The sequence below is a fragment of the Rhodococcus sp. ARP2 genome, from assembly GCF_001029585.1.
Classification (GTDB): Bacteria; Actinomycetota; Actinomycetes; order Mycobacteriales; family Mycobacteriaceae; genus Rhodococcus_F; species Rhodococcus_F erythropolis.
Genome location: NZ_LEKE01000042.1, coordinates 103,436 through 123,873, shown reverse-complemented (window position 1 = coordinate 123,873; position 20,438 = coordinate 103,436). Strand labels below are relative to the sequence as shown.

21 protein-coding genes and 1 riboswitch are annotated in these 20,438 nt (G+C 64.0%); of the genes, 6 read left to right on the top strand and 15 right to left on the bottom strand.

The window, feature by feature from the left end; genetic code table 11:
* The 4 genes from ABX74_RS09685 to thiO form a co-directional block, all read right to left on the bottom strand.
* On the bottom strand, positions 1 to 331 hold a 331-nt coding region (locus ABX74_RS09685), incomplete at its 3' end, for an ATP-binding cassette domain-containing protein (protein ID WP_047888739.1).
* 129 nt (positions 332 to 460) lie between these two features.
* On the bottom strand, positions 461 to 1,213 hold the full coding sequence (locus tag ABX74_RS09680) for a thiazole synthase (protein ID WP_020968851.1): 753 nt from the start codon (positions 1,211 to 1,213) through the stop codon (positions 461 to 463).
* Positions 1,206 to 1,421, bottom strand: coding sequence for a sulfur carrier protein ThiS (gene thiS / locus ABX74_RS09675; protein ID WP_003944402.1), 216 nt, complete (start codon positions 1,419 to 1,421; stop codon positions 1,206 to 1,208). The genes ABX74_RS09680 and thiS overlap by 8 nt, the downstream gene beginning before the upstream one ends.
* On the bottom strand, positions 1,418 to 2,497 hold the full coding sequence (gene thiO, locus ABX74_RS09670) for a glycine oxidase ThiO (protein ID WP_047888738.1): 1,080 nt from the start codon (positions 2,495 to 2,497) through the stop codon (positions 1,418 to 1,420). Before thiO ends, thiS begins: the two co-directional genes overlap by 4 nt.
* Positions 2,497 to 2,643, bottom strand: a riboswitch (TPP riboswitch). (Overlaps the previous gene by 1 nt.)
* Positions 2,644 to 2,669: 26 nt before the next feature.
* Here thiO and thiE point away from each other — a divergent pair.
* The gene (gene thiE / locus ABX74_RS09665; protein ID WP_019749516.1) at positions 2,670 to 3,365 is read left to right on the top strand and encodes a thiamine phosphate synthase; all 696 of its coding nucleotides are present in this window, start codon (positions 2,670 to 2,672) and stop codon (positions 3,363 to 3,365) included.
* A 249-nt stretch (positions 3,366 to 3,614) separates the two neighbouring features.
* A complete protein-coding gene (locus tag ABX74_RS30745) occupies positions 3,615 to 3,746 on the top strand; it encodes a hypothetical protein (protein ID WP_003944354.1) in 132 nt (43 codons plus the stop codon).
* Between the two features lie 77 nt (positions 3,747 to 3,823).
* On the opposite strand, the gene ABX74_RS09660 is transcribed toward ABX74_RS30745, so the two are convergent.
* On the bottom strand, positions 3,824 to 4,468 hold the full coding sequence (locus tag ABX74_RS09660; RefSeq protein ID WP_047888737.1) for an NUDIX hydrolase: 645 nt from the start codon (positions 4,466 to 4,468) through the stop codon (positions 3,824 to 3,826).
* 158 nt (positions 4,469 to 4,626) lie between these two features.
* On the opposite strand from ABX74_RS09660, the gene ABX74_RS09655 reads away from it, so the two are divergent.
* Genes ABX74_RS09655 through ABX74_RS09645 form a run of 3 tightly spaced genes read left to right on the top strand, consistent with a single transcriptional unit; the run spans position 4,627 to position 9,384 of the window.
* A complete protein-coding gene (locus ABX74_RS09655) occupies positions 4,627 to 5,988 on the top strand; it encodes a hypothetical protein (protein WP_020968848.1) in 1,362 nt (453 codons plus the stop codon).
* Positions 5,989 to 6,002: 14 nt separating this feature from the next.
* The gene (locus ABX74_RS09650; RefSeq protein ID WP_047888746.1) at positions 6,003 to 6,989 is read left to right on the top strand and encodes a glutamate ABC transporter substrate-binding protein; all 987 of its coding nucleotides are present in this window, start codon (positions 6,003 to 6,005) and stop codon (positions 6,987 to 6,989) included.
* A 7-nt stretch (positions 6,990 to 6,996) separates the two neighbouring features.
* Positions 6,997 to 9,384, top strand: coding sequence for a serine/threonine-protein kinase (locus ABX74_RS09645; protein WP_047888736.1), 2,388 nt, complete (start codon positions 6,997 to 6,999; stop codon positions 9,382 to 9,384).
* A 15-nt stretch (positions 9,385 to 9,399) separates the two neighbouring features.
* Here the strand turns inward: ABX74_RS09645 and ABX74_RS09640 are convergent, their stop codons facing one another.
* The 6 genes from ABX74_RS09640 to ABX74_RS09615 form a co-directional block, all read right to left on the bottom strand.
* Positions 9,400 to 10,599, bottom strand: coding sequence for an acetate kinase (locus tag ABX74_RS09640; protein WP_047888735.1), 1,200 nt, complete (start codon positions 10,597 to 10,599; stop codon positions 9,400 to 9,402).
* Between the two features lie 2 nt (positions 10,600 to 10,601).
* On the bottom strand, positions 10,602 to 12,680 hold the full coding sequence (gene pta / locus ABX74_RS09635) for a phosphate acetyltransferase (RefSeq protein WP_047888734.1): 2,079 nt from the start codon (positions 12,678 to 12,680) through the stop codon (positions 10,602 to 10,604).
* A 146-nt stretch (positions 12,681 to 12,826) separates the two neighbouring features.
* Entirely contained in the window at positions 12,827 to 13,840 is a 1,014-nt protein-coding gene (fgd, locus tag ABX74_RS09630; RefSeq protein WP_003944371.1) for a glucose-6-phosphate dehydrogenase (coenzyme-F420), read from the bottom strand.
* Positions 13,841 to 13,947: 107 nt separating this feature from the next.
* Positions 13,948 to 14,295, bottom strand: coding sequence for a YidH family protein (locus tag ABX74_RS09625; protein ID WP_019749510.1), 348 nt, complete (start codon positions 14,293 to 14,295; stop codon positions 13,948 to 13,950).
* Complete coding sequence (locus tag ABX74_RS09620) at positions 14,292 to 14,765, bottom strand: RDD family protein (RefSeq protein ID WP_019749509.1); 474 nt, start codon at positions 14,763 to 14,765, stop codon at positions 14,292 to 14,294. The genes ABX74_RS09625 and ABX74_RS09620 overlap by 4 nt, the downstream gene beginning before the upstream one ends.
* Positions 14,765 to 15,472, bottom strand: a complete 708-nt coding sequence (locus ABX74_RS09615; protein ID WP_019749508.1) for a hypothetical protein — start codon at positions 15,470 to 15,472, stop codon at positions 14,765 to 14,767. The genes ABX74_RS09620 and ABX74_RS09615 overlap by 1 nt, the downstream gene beginning before the upstream one ends.
* A gap of 115 nt (positions 15,473 to 15,587) precedes the next feature.
* Between ABX74_RS09615 and ABX74_RS09610 the strand changes: the two genes are divergently transcribed.
* Entirely contained in the window at positions 15,588 to 16,529 is a 942-nt protein-coding gene (locus ABX74_RS09610) for an alpha/beta hydrolase (RefSeq protein WP_029538606.1), read from the top strand.
* A 29-nt stretch (positions 16,530 to 16,558) separates the two neighbouring features.
* Here the strand turns inward: ABX74_RS09610 and ABX74_RS09605 are convergent, their stop codons facing one another.
* Genes ABX74_RS09605 through ABX74_RS09590 form a run of 4 tightly spaced genes read right to left on the bottom strand, consistent with a single transcriptional unit; the run spans position 16,559 to position 20,415 of the window.
* Entirely contained in the window at positions 16,559 to 17,056 is a 498-nt protein-coding gene (locus ABX74_RS09605; RefSeq protein ID WP_167343319.1) for a nucleoside deaminase, read from the bottom strand.
* Positions 17,057 to 17,084: 28 nt separating this feature from the next.
* Positions 17,085 to 18,227 carry an LLM class flavin-dependent oxidoreductase gene (locus tag ABX74_RS09600; protein WP_047888733.1) on the bottom strand — a complete coding sequence of 381 codons (1,143 nt, stop codon included), beginning with the start codon at positions 18,225 to 18,227 and terminating at the stop codon, positions 17,085 to 17,087.
* Positions 18,224 to 19,048 carry a DUF1684 domain-containing protein gene (locus ABX74_RS09595; protein WP_047888732.1) on the bottom strand — a complete coding sequence of 275 codons (825 nt, stop codon included), beginning with the start codon at positions 19,046 to 19,048 and terminating at the stop codon, positions 18,224 to 18,226. The genes ABX74_RS09600 and ABX74_RS09595 overlap by 4 nt, the downstream gene beginning before the upstream one ends.
* Positions 19,045 to 20,415: an NtaA/DmoA family FMN-dependent monooxygenase gene (locus tag ABX74_RS09590; protein WP_047888731.1), complete on the bottom strand. Its 1,371-nt coding sequence runs from the start codon at positions 20,413 to 20,415 to the stop codon at positions 19,045 to 19,047. The genes ABX74_RS09595 and ABX74_RS09590 overlap by 4 nt, the downstream gene beginning before the upstream one ends.
* Positions 20,416 to 20,438 lie beyond the last annotated feature (23 nt).

The window sequence follows — 20,438 nt, the reverse complement described above, 5'->3', positions numbered from 1 at the left end:
CCTCGTCCACGCGGGACTTCGGGATCCCGTTCGAAGCAGCCATCCACTGCAGATGCGCCCGCGCACTGCGATTGGGATGCACCCACTTCGCATCCAACAACGCGCCCACCGTCCGCAACGGCGTCTTGAGCTCGCGGTACGGCTTGCCCTCGATCAACGCCGCACCCGACGTCGGCTGATCCAAACCCAGGATCATCCGCATCGTCGTCGACTTACCCGCACCGTTGGGGCCCAGAAAGCCCGTCACGATGCCCGGCTTGACCGTGAACGACAAATCGTCCACCGCTTTCGTCGGTCCGTAAACCTTGGTCAATCCCCTCAGTTCAATCATGAGGAGAACTCTGCCCTACCGGCAATGACCAGCACATCGGCCACAGGTCTAGTTCCGAGTGGTACTCAGGTAGGACATGAGTCCGGGCAATTCGGGCAGAACCCCGAGAAATCACCCGGATCTCGTCCCTCAGGACGACGCTTGAGCCCAGAATCGCTTGGGGATCCGGCCGGCGTGCCGCGCCTCGAAACCTGCCACGACAGCGTGACGCATCGCCGACGCCATCAGCGCGGGATTCTTGGCCCGCGTCACCGCTGTCGCAAGTAGGACGGCGTCGCAGCCCAACTCCATGGCAAGGGTGGCGTCGCTGGCCGTTCCGATCCCGGCGTCGAGGATGACGGGTACGCCGGCGCGCTCGACGATCATCTCGATGTTGTGCGGATTCGCGATACCAAGCCCGGTGCCGATGGGTGAACCGAGCGGCATGACCGCGGCGCAACCAACCTCTTCGAGGCGAAGCGCCAGCACCGGATCGTCCGTCGTGTACGGCAGAACGGTGAATCCGTCGTCCACCAATTGTTCTGCGGCGGAGACGAGTTCGATTGCGTCGGGCAGCAGTGTCCGCTCGTCGGCGATGACTTCGAGTTTAACCCAGTTCGTCTCGAGCGCTTCGCGTGCCAACTGCGCCGTCAGCACTGCTTCGGCGGCGCCCCGACACCCGGCGGTGTTCGGCAACGGTTCGATTCCGAGGCGACGAAGCAGGTCCAGAACGCCGGTGCCGCCGGCCGCGTCGACTCGCCGCATCGCGACGGTGGTCAGTTCGGTGCCGGAGGCGACAAGCGCTTCCTCGAGCACCGCAAGGTTGGCGGCGCCGCCTGTTCCGGTGATGAGCCGGGAACCGAAGGTGCGGCCAGCGATAGTGAGAAGGTCCTGCTCAGCCACCCTGCACCGCCGTGAGGATCTCGATTTCCCAACCACGTCCGACGGATTCGTCCCAACGCCCGCGAGGAAAGAGCGCACCGTCGACGGCGACGGCGATACCCTTGCTCGGCAACTCGAGGTGCGTCAGTAGCTCGGTCACCGTGACTGCTCGATCGAACTCGAGATCTTCGCCGTTGACGGTGATCCCGATCGGGACCTGCTCACTCATGAATTTTCCTTAACTACTGCGAACCGCTCGGGTTCGGTTCCTTTTACCTCGACCAAAGATGTGCCGTTCAGCAACGCGACCGTCGCATCGGCGGTGACGGGCGTCAGCAGGACACCGTTGCGTCCGTGTCCGGTGGAGACGACAACACGATCGGACACGCGCCCGATCAAGGGCAGGTTGTCCGGCGTCATGGGACGCAGGCCTGCCGCGCATTCGTACAGTTCGTATTCGCCGATCGCCGGCATCAGTGCCTCGGCGTCGTTGATCAGGTCGCGTACTCCGGCCATCGTGACCTGTGTGTCCTCACCGGACTCGTATTGTGTTGCGCCGACGACGATTCCGTCACCGCGCGGGACGAGGTAGGCGGGCCGCCCGTGGACGCTTCCGCGGATGGTGCGGCTGGGCGCCGGGGTGACTCCAGGCCTACTCCGCAGGCGAAGGATTTCGCCCTTGACCGGGCGTACCGGTAACCCGGGCCACAGCTTGGGTGACGCGATACCGGCGGTGAGCACGATCTGGTCGGTATCGAGTTCGGTGAGGTCGTTGACGGCACGCGCGATCAATTCGACACCGGATTCCGCACAGGCCTTCTGCAACGCCTCCAGCAGAAGTCTGTTGTCGACGGCGGACTCACCGACAGCCATCAGTCCCGACCGGATGCCCCGGCCGAGCATCGGTTCGAGTTCGCGGATGCGGGCGCGACCGAGAACTTCGAGTTCATGGCCCTGCGCGGTCACCCACTCGGCGATGGTCTGCAGGTCCTGCGCGTCGGCCGCATCGAGTGCAACCGTCAGCGAACTGTCCGCGGTGAAGACCGATGGCCCGAACTTTCCGAGCTCCTCACCGAACGTCGGCCACCGTTCCAGGGACGCTGCACCAACCGTCAACGCTGTCTCTTCACCCGGCCAGCCTTCGGAAAGCGGGGCGAGCATTCCGCCCGCCACCCACGAAGCACCTGATCCAATGGACGGGTCGTACAACCGAACGGACCACCCGTCGCGGGCGGCTCGCCACGCAATGGCGAGACCGATGACACCGCCGCCGACAACCGACACCGTACGAGCGTGTGTACTCACGAAACTCCACCTCCACTTCCTGCGCCGGCATGATCCGGGTCAGGTCTGACGGTCGGGATCTGGTCGCGATCCCCTCTCAGCCCCACGAACCTCGCAGTCACGACAAAAAGTGACAACGACGTTTCAGGACTCCCGTGTCGAACCTTGCTCCCTAGAGGCTACCGTTTGCTCCGTGCACCCCACACATCCCAGTAACGTCATCGACCGGCGCGAGCGCCTGGCAGCAGCACGGCTGTACCTGTGCACCGACGCGCGCCGCGAGAAAGGCGACCTCGCGCAGTTCGCCGAGGCAGCATTGTCCGGCGGAGTCGACATCATCCAATTGCGCGACAAGGGCTCTGCCGGTGAGCGCGAGTTCGGCCCGCTCGAGGCCAAGGACGAATTGGTAGCGCTGGGCATTCTCGCGGCCGCAGCGCGACGCCACGGCGCATTGTTGGCCGTGAACGATCGCGCGGATCTCGCGATGGCTTCCGGTGCCGACATCCTCCACCTTGGCCAGAACGACATTCCCGTCCCCTACGCACGAACCGTTGTCGGTGAAGACGTCGTCATCGGGCGTTCGACGAGTAGTCGCGCGCAGGCGAGTCTGGCCGCAATCGAAGAGGGCGTCGACTACTTCTGCACCGGGCCGGTCTGGGCGACACCGACCAAACCGAATCGAAGTGCGTCCGGTCTGGAACTGGTTCGATCGACCGCCGACGCCGCACCGCCGCGCCCCTGGTTCGCAATCGGCGGCATCGACGAGGAACGCCTGCCGGAGCTGCTCGATGCCGGTGCCACGCGCATCGTCGTCGTGCGGGCAATCACGCAGGCGTCGGATCCCCAGGCGGCTGCGCAGCGCCTCGCCGCCGCCGTCGCTGGACGCTGAAAACCGGTAACTGGCGACCGTCAACTGTTTGCCGGGCGATTTCTGCACAGTTACGGGTCAGCACGCCTGACTCGAAACATGAACGGAAGTTGTCCGATCAGACAACAAACCCCCAGTTCCTAGGTGCGATTGGATGTCCGAAAAGTCGGATTACGTGATCTTGATCACAGTTATTTCGATTGCGTGTCGCATCCCATTCGGTTTGTTGTAGTTTACTCCCAGTTACTAACTGAAACCTAGGAGCACTAAATGGGATCCCTCGACACCGGCTCGCTCAGCACCGAATCGCTCGAAGACCTGAACCTCGGCAAGATCAGCGAGCTGCTCAAGCTCGGTATCACCGCGGTCAGCTTCATCACGGCGCTGAACTCGCTCAGCTGAGCCTCGTTTCGGTCGACGACCGAAACACAGAAGGGCCGGACTCCTGAGGAGTCCGGCCCTTCTGTGTATATGCCCTGTTAAGACTGCGTACTCGACGCCTCGGACAGGTTCTGGTCACTGCCTGACTGCTCACTGCCTTGATGGGAACTGCCTTGGTGGGAACTGCCTTGGTGCGAGCTGCCCGACAACCATCCGAAGCCACCGTCTTCGAGTACGACGGTGTGTGGGGCGCCGGCCTGTAGGTCTTCGGTCTCGGCTGGTACAGGCGCAGTTCGGAGCTCGGGCCACGAGGAACCGAATCCCGGATGCAATGGCAGCGAATCGACGTCGGCTTCACGCACCCACCGCAACTCGGTGCTCTCACCGTTGGCAACCGTCGACAGTGGATGTGCCGCATCAGCCACGACGGTGGTGTAGGTCCACCCGCTCTCCGCGTGCATCGTCACTATCTCACCGCGGACGCGAACGGCGTCTTCGGCGATTCCGGCTTCTTCGTGTGCCTCCCGGACAGCGGCGTGCGTCGTGCTTTCGTGTGAGTCCCGTGCTCCACCGGGCAATGCCCAGGTACCACCTTGATGGCTCCACGCCGCACGATGCTGCAGCAAGACCAGGGGCGATCCGTCCGAATCGGGGGCGCGCAGAAGCAGTCCAGCGGCTCCGTGTTTACCCCAATGCCGAGTACCGTCCGGTCCGATCGACCAACCGTCACCGTCACCACGCATCGACTACCTCGCTCCGCCTGCTCTCGCCGTTGTCCCACACTAACCGTTTCAAACTGCTCCAGGTGTAGGTGATGCTTATATGCTCGCGAAGATGCCCTGAATCATTTCTCGGCGGCATCATTTCTCGGTAGCCCGCCTACAGCGAAGTGAGGTGCTCGATGGTCGACCGTGTCGTCCCGTCCATCGAACCCCGGTCGCTGCCGCCCGCCGAGGGCACTTCGGTATCGGCGGAGGACGAGCGAGCACTTCTGCGGCGCGAACTCCAGGCATTCATGTCCTCGACGCCTGGCCGGTTGACCGTCGTCGGAGTGATCTTGATTGCGATCACCTTGATCGCCGGACTCCTCGCCACCGCAGCGATCGAGAACCGACAGGCGAACCTCGACCTCCTCCTCGTCGAAACCGAACCTCTCGCCAACTCGGCCCAGAACCTCTACAGCGCGTTGTCTTTGGCAGACGCCGCCGCGGCCACCGCCTTCATCTCCGGCGGCCTCGAACCCGCCGAAGTACGCGACCGATACACGCAGTCGATCGGTGAGGCGTCGGCGGAGATCGTCCAGGCATCGGCCGGTCTCGACTCGACTGATCTTGCCGGGCACAGCGCGTTGACCACCATCTCGACCGACCTCTCCGTCTACACCGGGCTGGTCGAAACTGCACGGGCGAACAATCGCGTCGGAAACCCGGTCGGGGCAGCATATTTGAGCGAGGCCTCGCAGTTGATGCAGACCTCGCTGCTGCCGATGGCTCAGCAACTGCACGCCTCGCAGGAGACCCTGGTCTCGCAGGTACAGCGCGATTTCGAGACTCCACCGTGGTGGCCGATCGTGGCATTCGTCCTCGTGCTGTGCGCGCTGGTGGCAACACAGGTGTACTTCTCCCGCAAGAGTCGCCGACGCTTCAATCTCGGGTTGATCCTTGCCTCGCTCGCCGTCGCGGCTGCGCTGCTGTGGCTGCTCACCGTCGGACTGGTGTCCGCACTTGCCACCGGACGTGCACTCGACGCGGGCGCCGAGCCACTGCACGAACTGACCGAGGCCCGGATCATGGCACAGCAGGCACGTACCGTCGAAACCCTCACGTTGGCGAGACGGGATTCAACTGCCGAGGACAACGTGACGTTCACTCGCAAGGTCGACGCCCTGCGCGACATCCTCGAGGGCCTACGCAGCGACGAACGCGCCCGAGTGAACAACGAGGTGCTGACCGCCGCACTGGATTCGCGCGAGCAATGGGTGGCTGCGCACACGCGCATGTACGACCGTCTCGGGACCGGCGACTTCACTTCCGCTGCCGCCATCACCATCGGCTCCGGAGAACAGGATTCGGCCGCGGAATACGGAAAGCTCGATCACGAACTCTGGCAAGGAATCGTGGATTCGCGCACAAATCTTCGGTCCGACGTCTCGTACGCCTCACGTGTGTTGGCTGCCTCTGCACCGGGCATGACTGTATTGGCAGTTCTCGGAGTTGCCGGAATCTTCATCGGGTTCTGGCCCCGACTGCGGGAGTATCAGTGACGGGAGTACCGGAGATGCGGAGGAAGCTCCCGGCCGTGTGCGTCGCGGTTCTGGCAGCGTCCGTGCTGGCGCTCGCCGGTTGCGGTGCAGATCGAGCCGAAGACCTGAACAACGCGGCCGCCACGTCGTACACGGAACCGCCGCTGCCGGCCGAGGCCACCATCGCGCCCAGTCCGACACCGACGACTACCGCGTCGTGCACCAACCTCACTGCAAGCCTGCGCCCCACACCCGCAGACGCATCTCCGCAGCCACCCACGCCGAGCCTCGACGCCATCCGCGTCCGCGGGCGGCTGATCGTGGGCCTGGACACCGGTTCCAACCTCATGAGCTTTCGCGATCCGGCGACCGGACGCCTCGAAGGCTTCGACGTGGACATCGCCCGCGAGATCGCCCGCGATCTGCTCGGCGACCCGGAGAAGATCGAGTACCGAATCCTGACCTCGGACGATCGGATCGCCGCACTCCAGGAATCCATGGTCGACGTGGTCGTCAAAACCATGACCATCACGTGCGAGCGGCGCGAGAAGGTCGACTTCTCGACGCAGTACTTCTCCGCCGAGCAACGAATTCAGGTCCTGCAGGGTTCACCGGTACGCGGCATCGCCGATCTCGCAGGCAAGCGAGTCTGCGCTGCCCGGGGAACGACGTCGGCTACGCGAATCCAGGAGCTCCAACCCGAAGCCACCGTCGTGACCGTCCCGATGTGGTCCGACTGCCTCGTCGTCCTCCAGCAGGGGCAGGTGGACGCGATCAGCACCGACGACACGATTCTCGCCGGACTCGCCTCGCAAGACCCGTATCTCATGATGGTCGGTGGTTCGTTGGGCGTCGAGCCCTACGGAATCGGAGTGAACAAGGACAACCCCGACTTGGTCCGATTCGTCAACGGAACCCTCGAGCGGATCCGGGGTGACGGGACCTGGAACCGTATCTACGACCGTTGGCTCAGCGTCCTCGGTCCGTCACCCGGTCCCCCGCCGGCCGTCTACCGGGATTGAGGCTGACATGACCGAAGAATCCGGCCCCGAGCCCGACGCCACGCAAGCCTCCGTACGCCCCGAGCCTGACTCCACGCAGGCAGTTCACCCCGAGCCTGACTCCACGCAGGCGGTTCACCGCGAGCCTGACTCCACGCAAGCCTCCGTACGCCCCGAACCCGAAGCCACCGGCGCCTACGAGCGCCTCGAACCGACCTCGGCCCAGATACGAGGAACCACGCCGTCCGCATCCTCCTCCCCTACCGGCCGCTCCACTCGATCCCGCCGCAGCCGGTCGGGACGAAAGCTGCGCCTCGGCGGCGGCCTGGTCGAAGTTCCCCCCGTCCCGCAGATCGACCCCGCATCTGCGGTGATGAGTGACCCGACGGTCCCCGAGCGCAAACGGTTCTGTTGGAAATGCAACGAACCGGTCGGCCGTAAGAGCGCAAGCACCAAGGCAACTCAGCACGGCATCTGCCCCAAGTGCGGTTCCACTTTCGACTTCCGCCCACTCCTCGAAGAGGGCGAATTGGTATCAGGTCAGTACGAGGTTCAAGGGCCCATCGCGCACGGCGGCCTCGGATGGATCTACCTCGCGATCGATCGTAATGTCAGCGACAGGTGGGTAGTTCTCAAGGGACTCCTGCATTTCGGTGATTCCGAAGCGCAAGCCGTTGCGGTAGCCGAGCGTCAGTTCCTCGCCGAGGTCGCCAACCCCAGCATCGTCAAGATCTTCAACTTCGTCGAGCATCCGCGCCCGGACGGGACACCCATGGGGTACATCGTCATGGAGTACGTGGGCGGGCGATCATTGCGCGAGGTGCTGGCCGAATTCCCGGACGGCAAGCACATGCCGATCGAGCAGGCAATCGGCTACGTACTGGAAATCCTTCCGGCGTTGAGCTATCTGCATTCCACCGGCCTGGCTTACAACGACCTCAAACCCGAGAACGTGATGGTCACCGAGGACCAACTGAAGCTGATCGACCTCGGCGCCGTGTCCGGGATCGAAGACTACGGATACCTGTACGGCACTGCCGGCTATCAAGCGCCGGAGATCATCGAGACCGGCCCGACCATCGCCTCCGACATCTTCACCGTCGGAAGAACACTCGCGGTTCTCACCCTCGACATGCCCTCGAAGCACGGACGGTACCTCGACGGCCTTCCCGAACCCGAGGACGAGCCACTGCTGCGCGACAACGAGTTCTTCCACCGCCTGCTGCTGCGCGCCACCGACCCGGATCCGAAGAAGCGTTTCCAGTCGGCCGAGGAGATCGCGGGCCAACTCACCGGCGTTCTGCGAGAAATCCTCGCGGAGCAGACCGGGCAGGAGAATCCCGGGCTCTCGCTCGTGTTCAGCAGGCAGCGAACGTCTTTCGGCACCGATGAATTGGTCGGGCAAACCGATGTGTACGTCGACGGTGTCAGCCACGACGCTGCTCTCGATCCGCGCGAAGTTGCGCACGCACTTCCCATCCCGTTGGTCGACCCCACCGATCCCAGCGCGCCGTTGCTGGCGGCAGCGGTGCACAGCGAACCGTCTCAGACTCTCGATGCGTTGAAACACGCCCGCGAGAACGGAATCGACCGAACGTCAGGCACACCGGCGGCCGCCATCTCCGGCGAGGTCCGACTGGCCGAGGCCAAGGCTCATCTCGATCTCGGCGATCCGGAGACCGCGCTGAGTGTTCTGGACGAACTCCAGCAGAGCATCGGTGATCACTGGAAGATCGAGTGGTATCGAGGGCTTGCAGCGTTGCAACTGGACCGATTCGAGCCCGCCTTCAGTCATTTCGAGACCGTCCTGACGGCTCTGCCGGGCGAGGCTGCACCCAAACTCGCGTTGGCGGCGACAGCAGAACTGATCCTCCAGCATTGGGAGAGCGACGACCCGGACCAATGGTGCCGCTTCTCGGAGAAGTACTACCGCACCGTCTGGCGGACCGAACGGAACTACGTCAGCGCAGCATTCGGGCTCGCCAGACAACTCGCCGATCACGGCAACAAGAAGGCAGCCATCGCCGCCCTCGACGAAGTTCCCACGTCTTCCCGGCACTACAACGTCGCACGGATGTCGAGCGCTCTGACGATGCTGTCCGGCGTTCCGATCGCCGAACTCGACGAATCGACTCTGAGGGAAGCCGCCCGTCGCGTTCGCGCGCTACCGGCCGAGGAGAGCCGAAGTCTGCAGATGCGAACCCTGGTGTTGGGTACGGCACTCGATTGGATTCGCTACGGAAACCGCCCGCACACCGAACTCGAACCCATCCTCGACCTGCCATTCACCGAGCAGGGTCTGCGCACCGGAGCCGAAGCCTGCCTTCGCGCCCTCGCCCGCGCCACGACCTCCCGCACGCACCGCTACGCCCTCGTGGACCGGGCGAACGCGGTGCGTCCGCGCAGCAATTTCTGACGCGCTCCCAGAGATTTACAGCGCGGCCACCAAAGCCTTCGCCGCGCGGGCGATCGCCAACTCCTCGTTGGTGGGGATCACCAGCACCTCGACGGCCGACGTGGATGCGGAGATACGACGCTCGTCGCGGCTCTTCGCCTCGTTGAGAGCGCGGTCGACCTCGATTCCGAGACGGGAAAGGCCGGCCAGGCTGTCGCGTCGTACGTCGATGTTGTTCTCGCCGACACCGCCGGTGAAGGTGATGACGTCGACGCCACCGAGTTGAACGATGAAGGCGCCGATGTACTTACGGAGCATGTGTACGTAGACGTCGTAGGCAAGTTGTGCGTCTTCGTCGCCGCCCTCGATCAGTGCGAGCAGGGCACGGAAATCGTTGACTCCCGACAGTCCCTTCAAACCGGAACGACGGTTGAGGAGGTCGTCGATCTCGTCGACCTTCATTCCCGAGTTGCGATTGAGGTGCAAGATGATGCCTGGGTCGATGTCGCCGCTGCGGGTGCCCATGACAAGACCCTCGAGCGGGGTGAGGCCCATCGTGGTGTCGATAGCCTTGCCGCCCTTGATTGCCGAGGCCGAAGCGCCGTTTCCGAGGTGCAGAACAATCTGATTCAGCTCGGCCGGATCCTTGCCGAGGAAGTCCGCGACTCGTCCCGACACGTATTCGTGTGAGGTCCCGTGGAAGCCGTATCGACGAATCTGGTTGGCCTTGGCCACATCCCGATCGATCGCGTAGGTCGACGCTGCGGCGGGCAGCGTGTGAAAGAAGGCAGTGTCGAACACTGCTACGTGCGGAACATCTGGCAGTTCTTCGCGCGCCACCTCGATACCGATCACGTTGGCCGGATTGTGCAGCGGCGCAAGGTTCGACAAATCCTCGATGGCTTTCACGACGCCGTCGTCGATGAGCGTCGGCGAATAGAAGATGTCACCACCGTGCACGACTCGGTGACCGACGGCGATGATTCCTGCCTCGCTCAGCGGCCGTCCGACCTCGGCGACGATGTCGAGCACCATCTTCAGTCCCGCACGGTGATCGGCGATGGGGAGGCTGCGGTCTTCGACTCCGGTGCGGTGGTTGTAGACGATGTGGCCGTCGGGTTCACCGATGCGCTCGATGAGGCCGTGCGCTACCGATTCCGCTGTATCCGGATGCACGAGTTGAAATTTGATCGATGACGAGCCGGAATTGATGACCAGTACGGTGCCGTCGCTCACGCTTACGCTCCCTGTGCCTGTATTGCCGTGATAGCCACGGTGTTGACGATGTCCTGGACCAACGCTCCACGCGAGAGATCGTTGACCGGCTTGTTCAGTCCCTGCAGAACCGGGCCGACGGCGATAGCGCCGGCGCTACGCTGCACTGCCTTGTAGGTGTTGTTGCCGGTGTTCAAGTCCGGGAACACGAACACCGTGGCCTTGCCCGCCACCAGAGAATCCGGCATCTTCTTGTCAGCGACACTCTGCTCGACGGCCGCGTCGTACTGAATGGGCCCTTCCACCAACAGGTCCGGTCGGCGCTCGCGCACCAAAGCGGTCGCGGTGCGAACCTTGTCGACGTCGGCTCCACTGCCCGAATCGCCGGTGGAGTACGAGAGCATCGCAATGCGCGGATCGATACCGAACTGCGACGCCGTCTGTGCGGACGAGATCGCGATGTCCGCCAACTGCTCGGACGTCGGGTCCGGAACCACGGCGCAGTCACCGTAGGAGAGAACGCGGTCGGCCAGGCACATCAGGAAGATGCTCGAAACCGTCGAAACTCCGGGAGCCGTCTTGATGATCTCGAACGAGGGCCGGATCGTGTGAGCGGTGGTGTGGGCGGCACCGGAGACCATGCCGTCGGCAATACCCAAGTGCACCATCATCGTTCCGAAGTACGAGATGTCGGCGATCACCTCGCGGGCCCGCTCGATGGTCATGCCCTTGTGCGCCCGCAGCGCGGTGTATTCCTGTGCGAAGCGCTCGGTGTACTCGGACTGCGCGGGCGCGAGTATCTGCGCGCCGCTGATGTCCACGCCGAGTTCCGCTGCGCGTCGACGCACACTGGGTTCGTCGCCGAGGATCGTCAGGTCGGCAACCTGGCGCTGCAGCAGCCGGCCGGCCGCGCGCAGGATCCGGTCGTCGTCACCCTCCGGGAGGACGATGTGCTTGCGATCGCGTCGAGCGCGGTCGATCAGCTTGTACTCGAACATCTGTGGGGTCACGACGGACGGGATCGGCAGTGCCAGTCGGTCCATCAGGACGTCGGCGTCGACGCGCTGTTCCATCAAGCTCAGCGCAGTGTCGACCTTTCGCTGCGAACCGACTGCCACGCGTCCGCGGGTTTGGGCTGCAGCGCTTGCGGTGTCGAAAGTGCCGAGGGTTGTGGTGAGAATCGGAAGACGCTGTTTGAGGCCGGCCATCAACGCCGCGATGGCCGGGTGCGGTGTGATCCCGCCGTTCATGATGATGCCCGCGAGCGACGGAAATCCATCCGCCTCATGCGCATTGAGCAACGCGAGCAGCACGTCCGAGCGGTCACCCGGTGCGATGACGACCATGCCCTCGACCAGACGCTCGAGGATGTGCTCGGCGGTCATGCCTCCCACCATCACCTTCAGTGCCTCACGGTGCAGCAGTTCCGGGTCACCCGAGTACAACTCGCCGCCGGTGGCCTCCATCAACTCGGCCATCGTGGGTGAGACGAGCAACGGAATCTCCGGCAGGCTCCACGTCGGAACTCCGATGTCGGACAGGGCTGCGGTGACCTCGTCGAGCTTGTCGGGATCGCAGCGATTGGCGACGACCGCGAGCAGGTGAGCGTGGTTGGCGGCCAACTCGGCGGCGCACAGGTGCGCGAGCTGAGCAACCTCCTCGACGCTGCGCCGAGCGCCTCGAACCGCCAACAGCACCGGCGCTCCCAGGTTCACGGCGATGCGGGCGTTGAAGCTCAATTCGCTGGGGCTTGCGACGTCGGTGTAATCACTTCCGATGATCACGACGGCGTCGCACTGCTCGGCCACGGTGTGGTACTTCGCGACGATGTCGGCCAGTGCGGCTTCCGGATCGGCGTGAACTTGCTCGTAGGTGACGCCGAGTGCGTCGGCGTAGGAGAGATCGGCAGTGGTGTGCTCTAGCAGCAGTTCGAGGATGTAGTCGGTTTCCTCGGTCGAGCGGGCGATCGGGCGGAAGACACCGACCCGGGCGACGGTCGCGCACAGCATCTGCAGTACGCCAAGCGCGATGGTGGATTTTCCGGTGTCACCTTCAGGGGAGGCGACGTAGACACTCGACACGGCAGCGGGCGCTTCTGGCATGCCCAACAGCCTAGTGTGGGCCGCCGCCCACCTTGCCACTGATCGTGGTCACGCTCACGGTGCAGCCGACAACCGGCCGCTACGAGAAAGACGAACGGTGCCTGCCACACGTCGAGTGGCAGACACCGTTCAGTTGATCTCGAGGATCAGCCCAGAGCACGCAGGCGGGGCGCGAGGTCACGCTCGAACAGTTCGAGGAAGCGGCGCTGATCGTGGCCCGGTGCGTGGAACACCAGGTGATTGAGACCGGCGTCGACGTAGGCCTTGACCTGCTCGACGGCGTCGTCGGGATCGGAAGCGACGATCCAGCGCTTGGCCACCTGCTCGATGGGCAGAGCGTCGGCAGCTGCTTCCATTTCGATCGGATCCTCGATGCTGTGCTTCTGCTCCGGCGTCAGGGACAGCGGCGCCCAGAAGCGCGTGTTCTCGAGTGCAGCCTCGGGGTCGGTGTCGTAGCTGATCTTGATCTCGATCATCTTGTCGATGTCGGCGACGTCGCGCTCGGCCTTGGCCGCGCCCTCGGCTACGGCGGGAAGCAGCTTCTCGGTGTAGAGCTCCATGCCCTTGCCGGAGGTGCAGATGAAGCCGTCACCGGCACGTCCCGCGTACCGGGCGACAACGGGTCCACCGGCCGCGATGTACACGGGAATCCCACCCTCGGGGACGTCGTAGATCGACGCGCCACGAGTGGTGAAGTACTCGCCTTCGAAGTCGACACGATCGCCCAGCCACAGCTCACGCATCAGCCGCACCGACTCACGCAGGCGCGCGAAGCGTTCCTTGAACTCGGGCCACTCGCCCTGGAAGCCGGTGGCGATCTCGTTGAGTGCCTCACCGCTGCCGACACCGAGCATGATGCGCCCCGGGTAGAGACATCCCATCGTCGCGAACGCCTGAGCGATGACCGCCGGGTTGTAGCGGAACGTCGGCGTCATCACGGACGTGCCGATCTGCACGCGCTCGGTGCGCTCACCGACGGCCGTCATCCAGGCGAGCGAGAACGGCGCGTGTCCACCGTTGTGGCGCCACGGCTGGAAATGATCGCTCACCGCAACGGAATCCATGCCGTGCTGCTCTGCCAGAACTGCCAGCTCTACCAGTTCGCGAGGGCCGAATTGCTCAGCCGATGCCTTGTATCCGAGCTTGAGTTCCTGCGCCACCGTGCACTCCCTTGTCGTCTGTTTCGTTTACTTCTCTGACGTGCTTCTCGTTCTTTGCAGACTATCCAGACACCGCTCGGACTTCTCTGCGTATCTCACGAGGTATCTCAGCGAGCGAGGCTGGTAACCACCGTTGCCACGCCGGCCGCGACGGCAACCCCGGCCAATGCCAGTGCGAACAGCCACAGCGCATGCGGTTCCGGCATCGCCGCTCCGTCCTCGAGCGCCTTCTTCACCTGTAGCCAGCGTCGCATACCGACGAGGGCGGCTGCTGCCGAGAGTGCGATCAACGTCAGACCGAGCGCCGTGCGAACCCACCCTGTACTCCACTCGGGGACCAACTGGACGACGGCAATGCCGCCCGCCAGCAGGGCAAGCGAGCTACGCATCCACGCGAGGAAGGTGCGCTCGCTGGCAAGGGTGAATCGCTCGTCCGGGCGGTTCGGTTCACTCATGCGTGCTCGCCTCCGTGGGGTGCCACCAGATCCGGGTCCTGACGCCAGTCGTAGACGACCTCGGTGCGCAGAACGATGTCCTGCAACGATCGTCGCCGTCGATCGACCGCCGACCACAGCAATCCGAAGGCGAAGAGCACACAGAGCACCGCACGGATGAAGGCGAGCGGCCAACGGACCAACCGGTGACCCGACGTGATCACCCGCAACCCCATCACGAGGGAGCCGACAGTTCGGCCGGTGGTCGCCCAGCAGGCAGTCAGGTAGGCCACCGAGACGCCGAGAAATGCCGTCGTGGACAGGAAGATTCCCGGTTCCGAGAACGTGAAACTCTGCGGCGAGAAGAGCAATCGAACAAAGGCCAAGGCCACGTACACGGAACCCATCAGGATCAGCACGACGCCCAGGTCGATCAGTCCGGCGAGGCCGCGGGTGACGATTCCGGCCGGGCCGGAATTCTCCTGGGCCACTAGCGTTCACCTGCGTTCGTGTCCGGATGCGGCTCGTGTGAGGGTGGTGCGTTGTCGCGGCCGAACAATCGTCCGACGAACCCGGCGACAGCGTCGTCCGCCTGCATCCCCTGCACGCGCGCCCCGTGCACGGCTTCGGTGGAGAGTGAACCGGTCGATTCACGAATCATCTGTGGGAGGTCGACACCCTCGATGACCTGGTCGGCGATCTTGAGGAGGTCGACGCGGTCGATCTGGCGCTCGAGGTCGACACTGTCGACGATGCCGTCGAGGTCGAGGCGATCGATCACTGCTTTGACGTCGAGTCGGCTCGCGATCGCATCGACGTCGACGCGATCGATGATCGGTTCGAGCGAGACCCGTTCGGCAATCTTGTCCACGTCGATGTTCTCGGCGATCTTGTCGATGTCCACGTGGTCCACGACGATCTTCGTGATGTCGACTTCGGCAAGAGCAGCGTCGACGACAGCTTTGATCACCGTTCTCAACGTGGAATCGGCAAATTCCGCTGTCGAGCGAATCGCTTCCGTGCCGCGGGTGGCGACCTGGGTGATCGCGTCGTCGAGTGCGTCACCGACAACGGGGATCCGCTGCACCGAATCAATGGCGAGACCAGCGGTTCTGCGCGCCGCACCAGCCGTGATCGCGGCCAGCCCGAAGGCCAGCCGAATCACGTCGGATTCGGGGTGATGCGACTGCGATCCCACGCAATTGTCTCCATCTTCTTACCGGACTGTTATCCGGACATTCGTCACTCTCCTTCGCATTGTGCCACTGTTGGTAGGCACGAATACGCTGTCCGGCTTGCGCCAGGGGGAAATAATGAAGGCACGTCGATTCACGGTCCGATTGACGATGGCGGTGGCCATGGCTGCCGGCTTTCTCGGCCTCAGCGCGCCGACCGCGAGCGCGGATTCAGTGGTCAGCCGCATCGATGTCTACTCCCCCTCCATGGACCGCTGGATCGCCAACGACGTGATTTCCCCGGCCGGCGGTGGCCCCGCCCCGACCTTCTACCTGTTGACCGGCGTCGGCGGCGGTGAGGACGGGATCTCTTGGTTCAACAACACCGGAGTTCGTGACTTCTTCGACGACAAGCACGTCAACGTGGTCATGCCGGTCGGCGGCAAGTTCAGCATGTACACCGACTGGAACGCCGACGATCCGGTGCTCGGCCGCAACAAATGGCAGACGTACCTCACCAAGGAACTACCGGCGGCGGTCAACGCTCGGTACAACACGACCGGTGTCAACGCACTCGGCGGTGTGTCGATGGCCGGTGGACCGGTTCTGGACCTCGCGATCCAGTCGCCTGGCACCTACCGCGCCGTCGGCTCGTACAGCGGCTGCCCGCGCGCCGGCGACCCGCTCGGCCAGGCAGCGGTGCGCTCGATGGTCGAGATACTCGGCGGAGGAAACGCGGCCAACATGTGGGGGCCGTGGGGTAGCCCGCAGTGGGCTGCTCACGACCCGCTGATCAATGCCGAGAAACTGCGCGGCACAGCGCTGTTCATCTCCACCGGCAACGGCCTTCCCGGTCCGGTGGACGGAATCAACTCACTGGCGATGGCTGCCGGAGTCGTTCCCGGCGCTGTGCTCGAAGGCATCACCAACATGTGCACCGCTGCCCTACAGGGTCGATTCGGTCAGCTCGGCATCCCCGCGACGTTCAGCTTCCGACCTGAAGGCACCCACACCTGGGGACTCTTCGAAGCCGACATGCGTGCGTCGTGGCCGATGATCGCGGGCGCGATCGGGGCGTAAGCCTCACGGACCTCCTTCAAGACATGGCGTCAGGTGAGACTGCGCGCCCAGTCCCGCATCCCGGCGGGGCCAGTGCCAGTGGCGTATTCAGCGAACAGATTTCGCGATTCGTCACGGCGAATGCCGCCGAGGACTTCACGCGGCTTACGGAAAAACGGAAGCTCCTCAGGCGGCGCCCACAGCTGCACGAGTTCCCTTGCACCGTCGTTCGGGGATTCGAGAGCGAACCACACCCGGGACACACCGAGTGTGATCGCGGCACCCATGCACATCAGGCATGGTTCGAGATTGACCGCCAATGTCAATTCTCCTGACGCTCGAGTGAACCCGAGAGCCTCGTCGGCCTGCAAGAGCGCTTGAAGGTCCGCATGGACTACCCGTCGGCCAAGTGCCCGTTCTTGCGTATACGCCCGCCCGAGCACACGGTCGTCGTCGAACACGACTGCCCCGATCGGCATCTCCCCGAGTTCCATGCCCTCACGCGCTACGTCAAGAGCAAGGGAAAGCGCATCTCGGGGCGAAAACATCACTCGACACTAGTAGACCAAGGCAAGCTCATGCTGCCAGTAGTGCGGGTAGCCCCCATTCCTTGGCAAGCAGCTCGTACGAGCGCAGACGATCCTCGTGCCGATGGGTCACCCCGGTGATTACCAATTCGTCCGCTCCGGTGAGCTTCTGCAAACTGTCGAGCCTGTCGGCGACGGTGGTGGGTGAACCGACGAACTGCGTGATCAGCCGATCCTCCACTACTGCTTTGTCGGCATCGGAAAGTGGGAGCGCTGTGGCCGGATCGGGGTACGGGATGGCGCCGTGCCCGCTGCGAATGCTGTGCGTCCAGTGCGCGAACGTCGACGCCAACTCCCTCGCCGTCGCATCGTCTTCCGCAGCAACAACATCCGCGGACACGACGACATACGGCTCCGACAGAACTGCCGACGGTCGGAATGCTGCTCGGTATGCCTCGACGGCGTCGAGCGTACTCGAGGGCGCCACATGGTAATTCGCGCCGAACGGCAATCCGAGTCGTCCGGCGAGTTCGGCACTGGGGCCTGCGCTGCTTCCGAACACCCACAGTTCGACGTCGGCGTCCTCGCCGGGACTGGCGTGCAATTCGATGCCGTCGCGGGTGCGGTGGGTGCCGTTCAGGAGCGAGAGTATGTCGTCGACCTGCTGCTCGAAATCGGGCGCCTGTGCGCCCGGAAACGCCAATGCCTCGAACGACGCCTGCAATCTCGGTGACGTGAGAAGACCGGTTGGATCGAAGGGCGCCGGGATCACGACGCCGTCGCGTACGACGGTCTCCCGCTTCGATTCTGCCGGGGCAGGCGTTCCGGCAGCGACGGCACGAAGTGCCTCCACCCGACGCTGCCCGCTGCGCCCGATACCGAGATCGATACGACCCGGATACAACGCTTCGACGGTACCGAAGGCCTCGACCACCTGAGCTGCCGTGTTGTTGCCCAGCAGCACGGCGGCCGAGCCGACGCGAATGGTGTTGGTCGCGGCCGCAATCAGTCCGACCAGAACGGCCGGTGACGAGCTGGCTACGCCGACGAAGTGGTGTTCGGCGACCCAGTACCTCTTGTATCCCCACGCTTCGGCAGAACGAGCGAGGTCCAGCGAGTTCCGCAAGGCCTGGCGGGCCGTTTCACCCTCACTGATCGGAGAGAGGTCGAGTACGGACAGGGGCGCGCTCACCTCGGTGCGCTTCCGTCGCGGGTCTTCGGTGTCTTCTCGCCGGCTTCCACCGCGAACGGCAAACGATTCTCGGCGGGGGCGACGGGGCACGTCGCGTAATCGGTGAAGGCGCAGGGCAGGTTCGACGCCCGATTGAAATCGAGGGCTACCGCACCACCGGGCTCCGGTGCGCTCACGTGCAGCGAGCGTGCGGCCGGGTAGGTGGATACACCACTGGTCGCGTCGGTGAACAGGATGTGAAAGCCGTTGTCCTTGCCCGCGAACGCAATCAGCGTATGCGTTGCACCATCGTGTTCGAAGCTGATGGTTCCGCGGGCGTCGTGATGATGCTCGAGGCGCTCGACGACCGCACCTGTCGTCACCGTGCGAGCCTCCTCGAAAGCTGTGAAGACACCCTCGATGCGCCACTGCGGGTTCGGCTCGAAGGTCGGGATACCACTGAACTGCGCCAATGCCGGGGCCGACGAATCGTGGATCCGCAGAGCCACCTCGCCGGTGCGGCGGATGACCTCGACCAACCGCGCGCCCTGCTTGACGATCAGTCCCGGCGCACCCTCGATCGGATTCAGAGTGACTGAACCGTCCACTGCGACGCCGTCGATCGAGAGGTCGTCGGCCGGCGTCGCGGTGACGACAACGGCATTCGCGTCGGCGCGCCACGCACCGGGCAGGTCCGCGAAGGTGGAATCGGTGTCAACCAGCCAATGCAACGCAGTCAGGCTCAGCCAGCCGAGTGGTTCACTGAAGGTGGCGTCGCGCGAGGCATGCCAAGCATTCCACTCGCCGGTGAAGGTGCTGGTGGAAGTGTCGGTAACGGTCATGATGCGCGGACTCCTTCAGCCTGCTCGTACGGGTGGCGCAGCCCGAGATGGCTGCGCAGGGTGGTTCCTGAGTATTCGGTCCGGAAACTGCCGCGGTCCTGTAGTTCTGGTACGACGGTGTCGATGAACTCGTCGAGGCCCGCGGGGGTGATGTGGGGAACGAGGATGAATCCGTCGCTCGCGTCGCCCTGGACGTAGGTGTCGATCTCGGCAGCCACCTCCGCTGCACTACCCACGAACTGTTGGCGGGCAGTCACTTCGATGATGAGTTCACGGATGCTGAGATTTTCGGCCTCGGCCTTGGCACGCCACTGATCTGCGACCGCTCGCGGATCCTTGACGTGGCGGACGCGTCCGCGGGTGACGTTGACGTCGTCCGACGGATCTTCCTTCGGCAACGGGCCGTCGGCGTCGTACTGGGAAAGGTCTCTGCCCCACACCTGTTCGAGAAAAGCGATGGCAGTCTGGGGCCCGACCTGCTGCCGCCGGACGTGATACGCCTTCTCCTGTGCGTCCGCGGCGTTGTCACCGAGCACGAAGGTGGCGGCGGGGAGAATCTTGAGGTCTGCGTGCGTGCGTCCGTACTTGGCCAAGCGTCCCTTTACGTCGGCGTAGAACGTCTTGCCTGCTTCGAGCGTTCCGTGCCCGGTGAAGATGGCGTCTGCCTTGGCGGCGCCGAACTCGCGTCCTTCGTCGGAGTCACCTGCCTGCAGCAGGACTGGGTGTCCTTGGGGACTCCGAGGTACTTCGAAGCGTCCGGAGATGTCGAACTGCTTACCGGAGTGTTGGAACTGACCGACCTGCTGGTCGGTGGCAAAAACGCCGCGCTCACGGTCGACGATCGGACGATCGATGCTCCAACTGTCCCACAGCGTCCGTACTGCGTCGACCAACTCGTTTGCGCGTGCGTACCGCTCGGAATGCTCCAGATACCCACCGCGGCGGAAGTTCTCACCGGTAAAGGCATCCGAAGAGGTGACCAGATTCCACGCGGCGCGGCCGTCGGAGAGATGATCGAGCGTCGAGAACTGCTTGGCCAACTCGTACGGCTCGTTGAACGTGGTGTTGATCGTCCCGGCCAGGCCGAGATGCGTTGTCACACCGGCAACCGCGTTGAGAATACTGAACGTATCCGGGCGACCGACCACGTCGAGGTCGTGAATCTTGCCCTGATGCTCGCGCAGGCGCAAACCCTCTGCGAGGAAGAAGAAGTCGAACAATCCGCGTTCGGCACTGCGGGCGAGATGCTCGAACGAGCTGAACTCGATCTGGCTCTTGGACGCCGGATCGGTCCACACCGTGGTGTTGTTCACGCCGGGGAAGTGAGCACCCAGGTGAACTTGCTTGCGAATCCTGTTCTGTGTCATCGGTGTTCCTGTTCTCTGTTCGC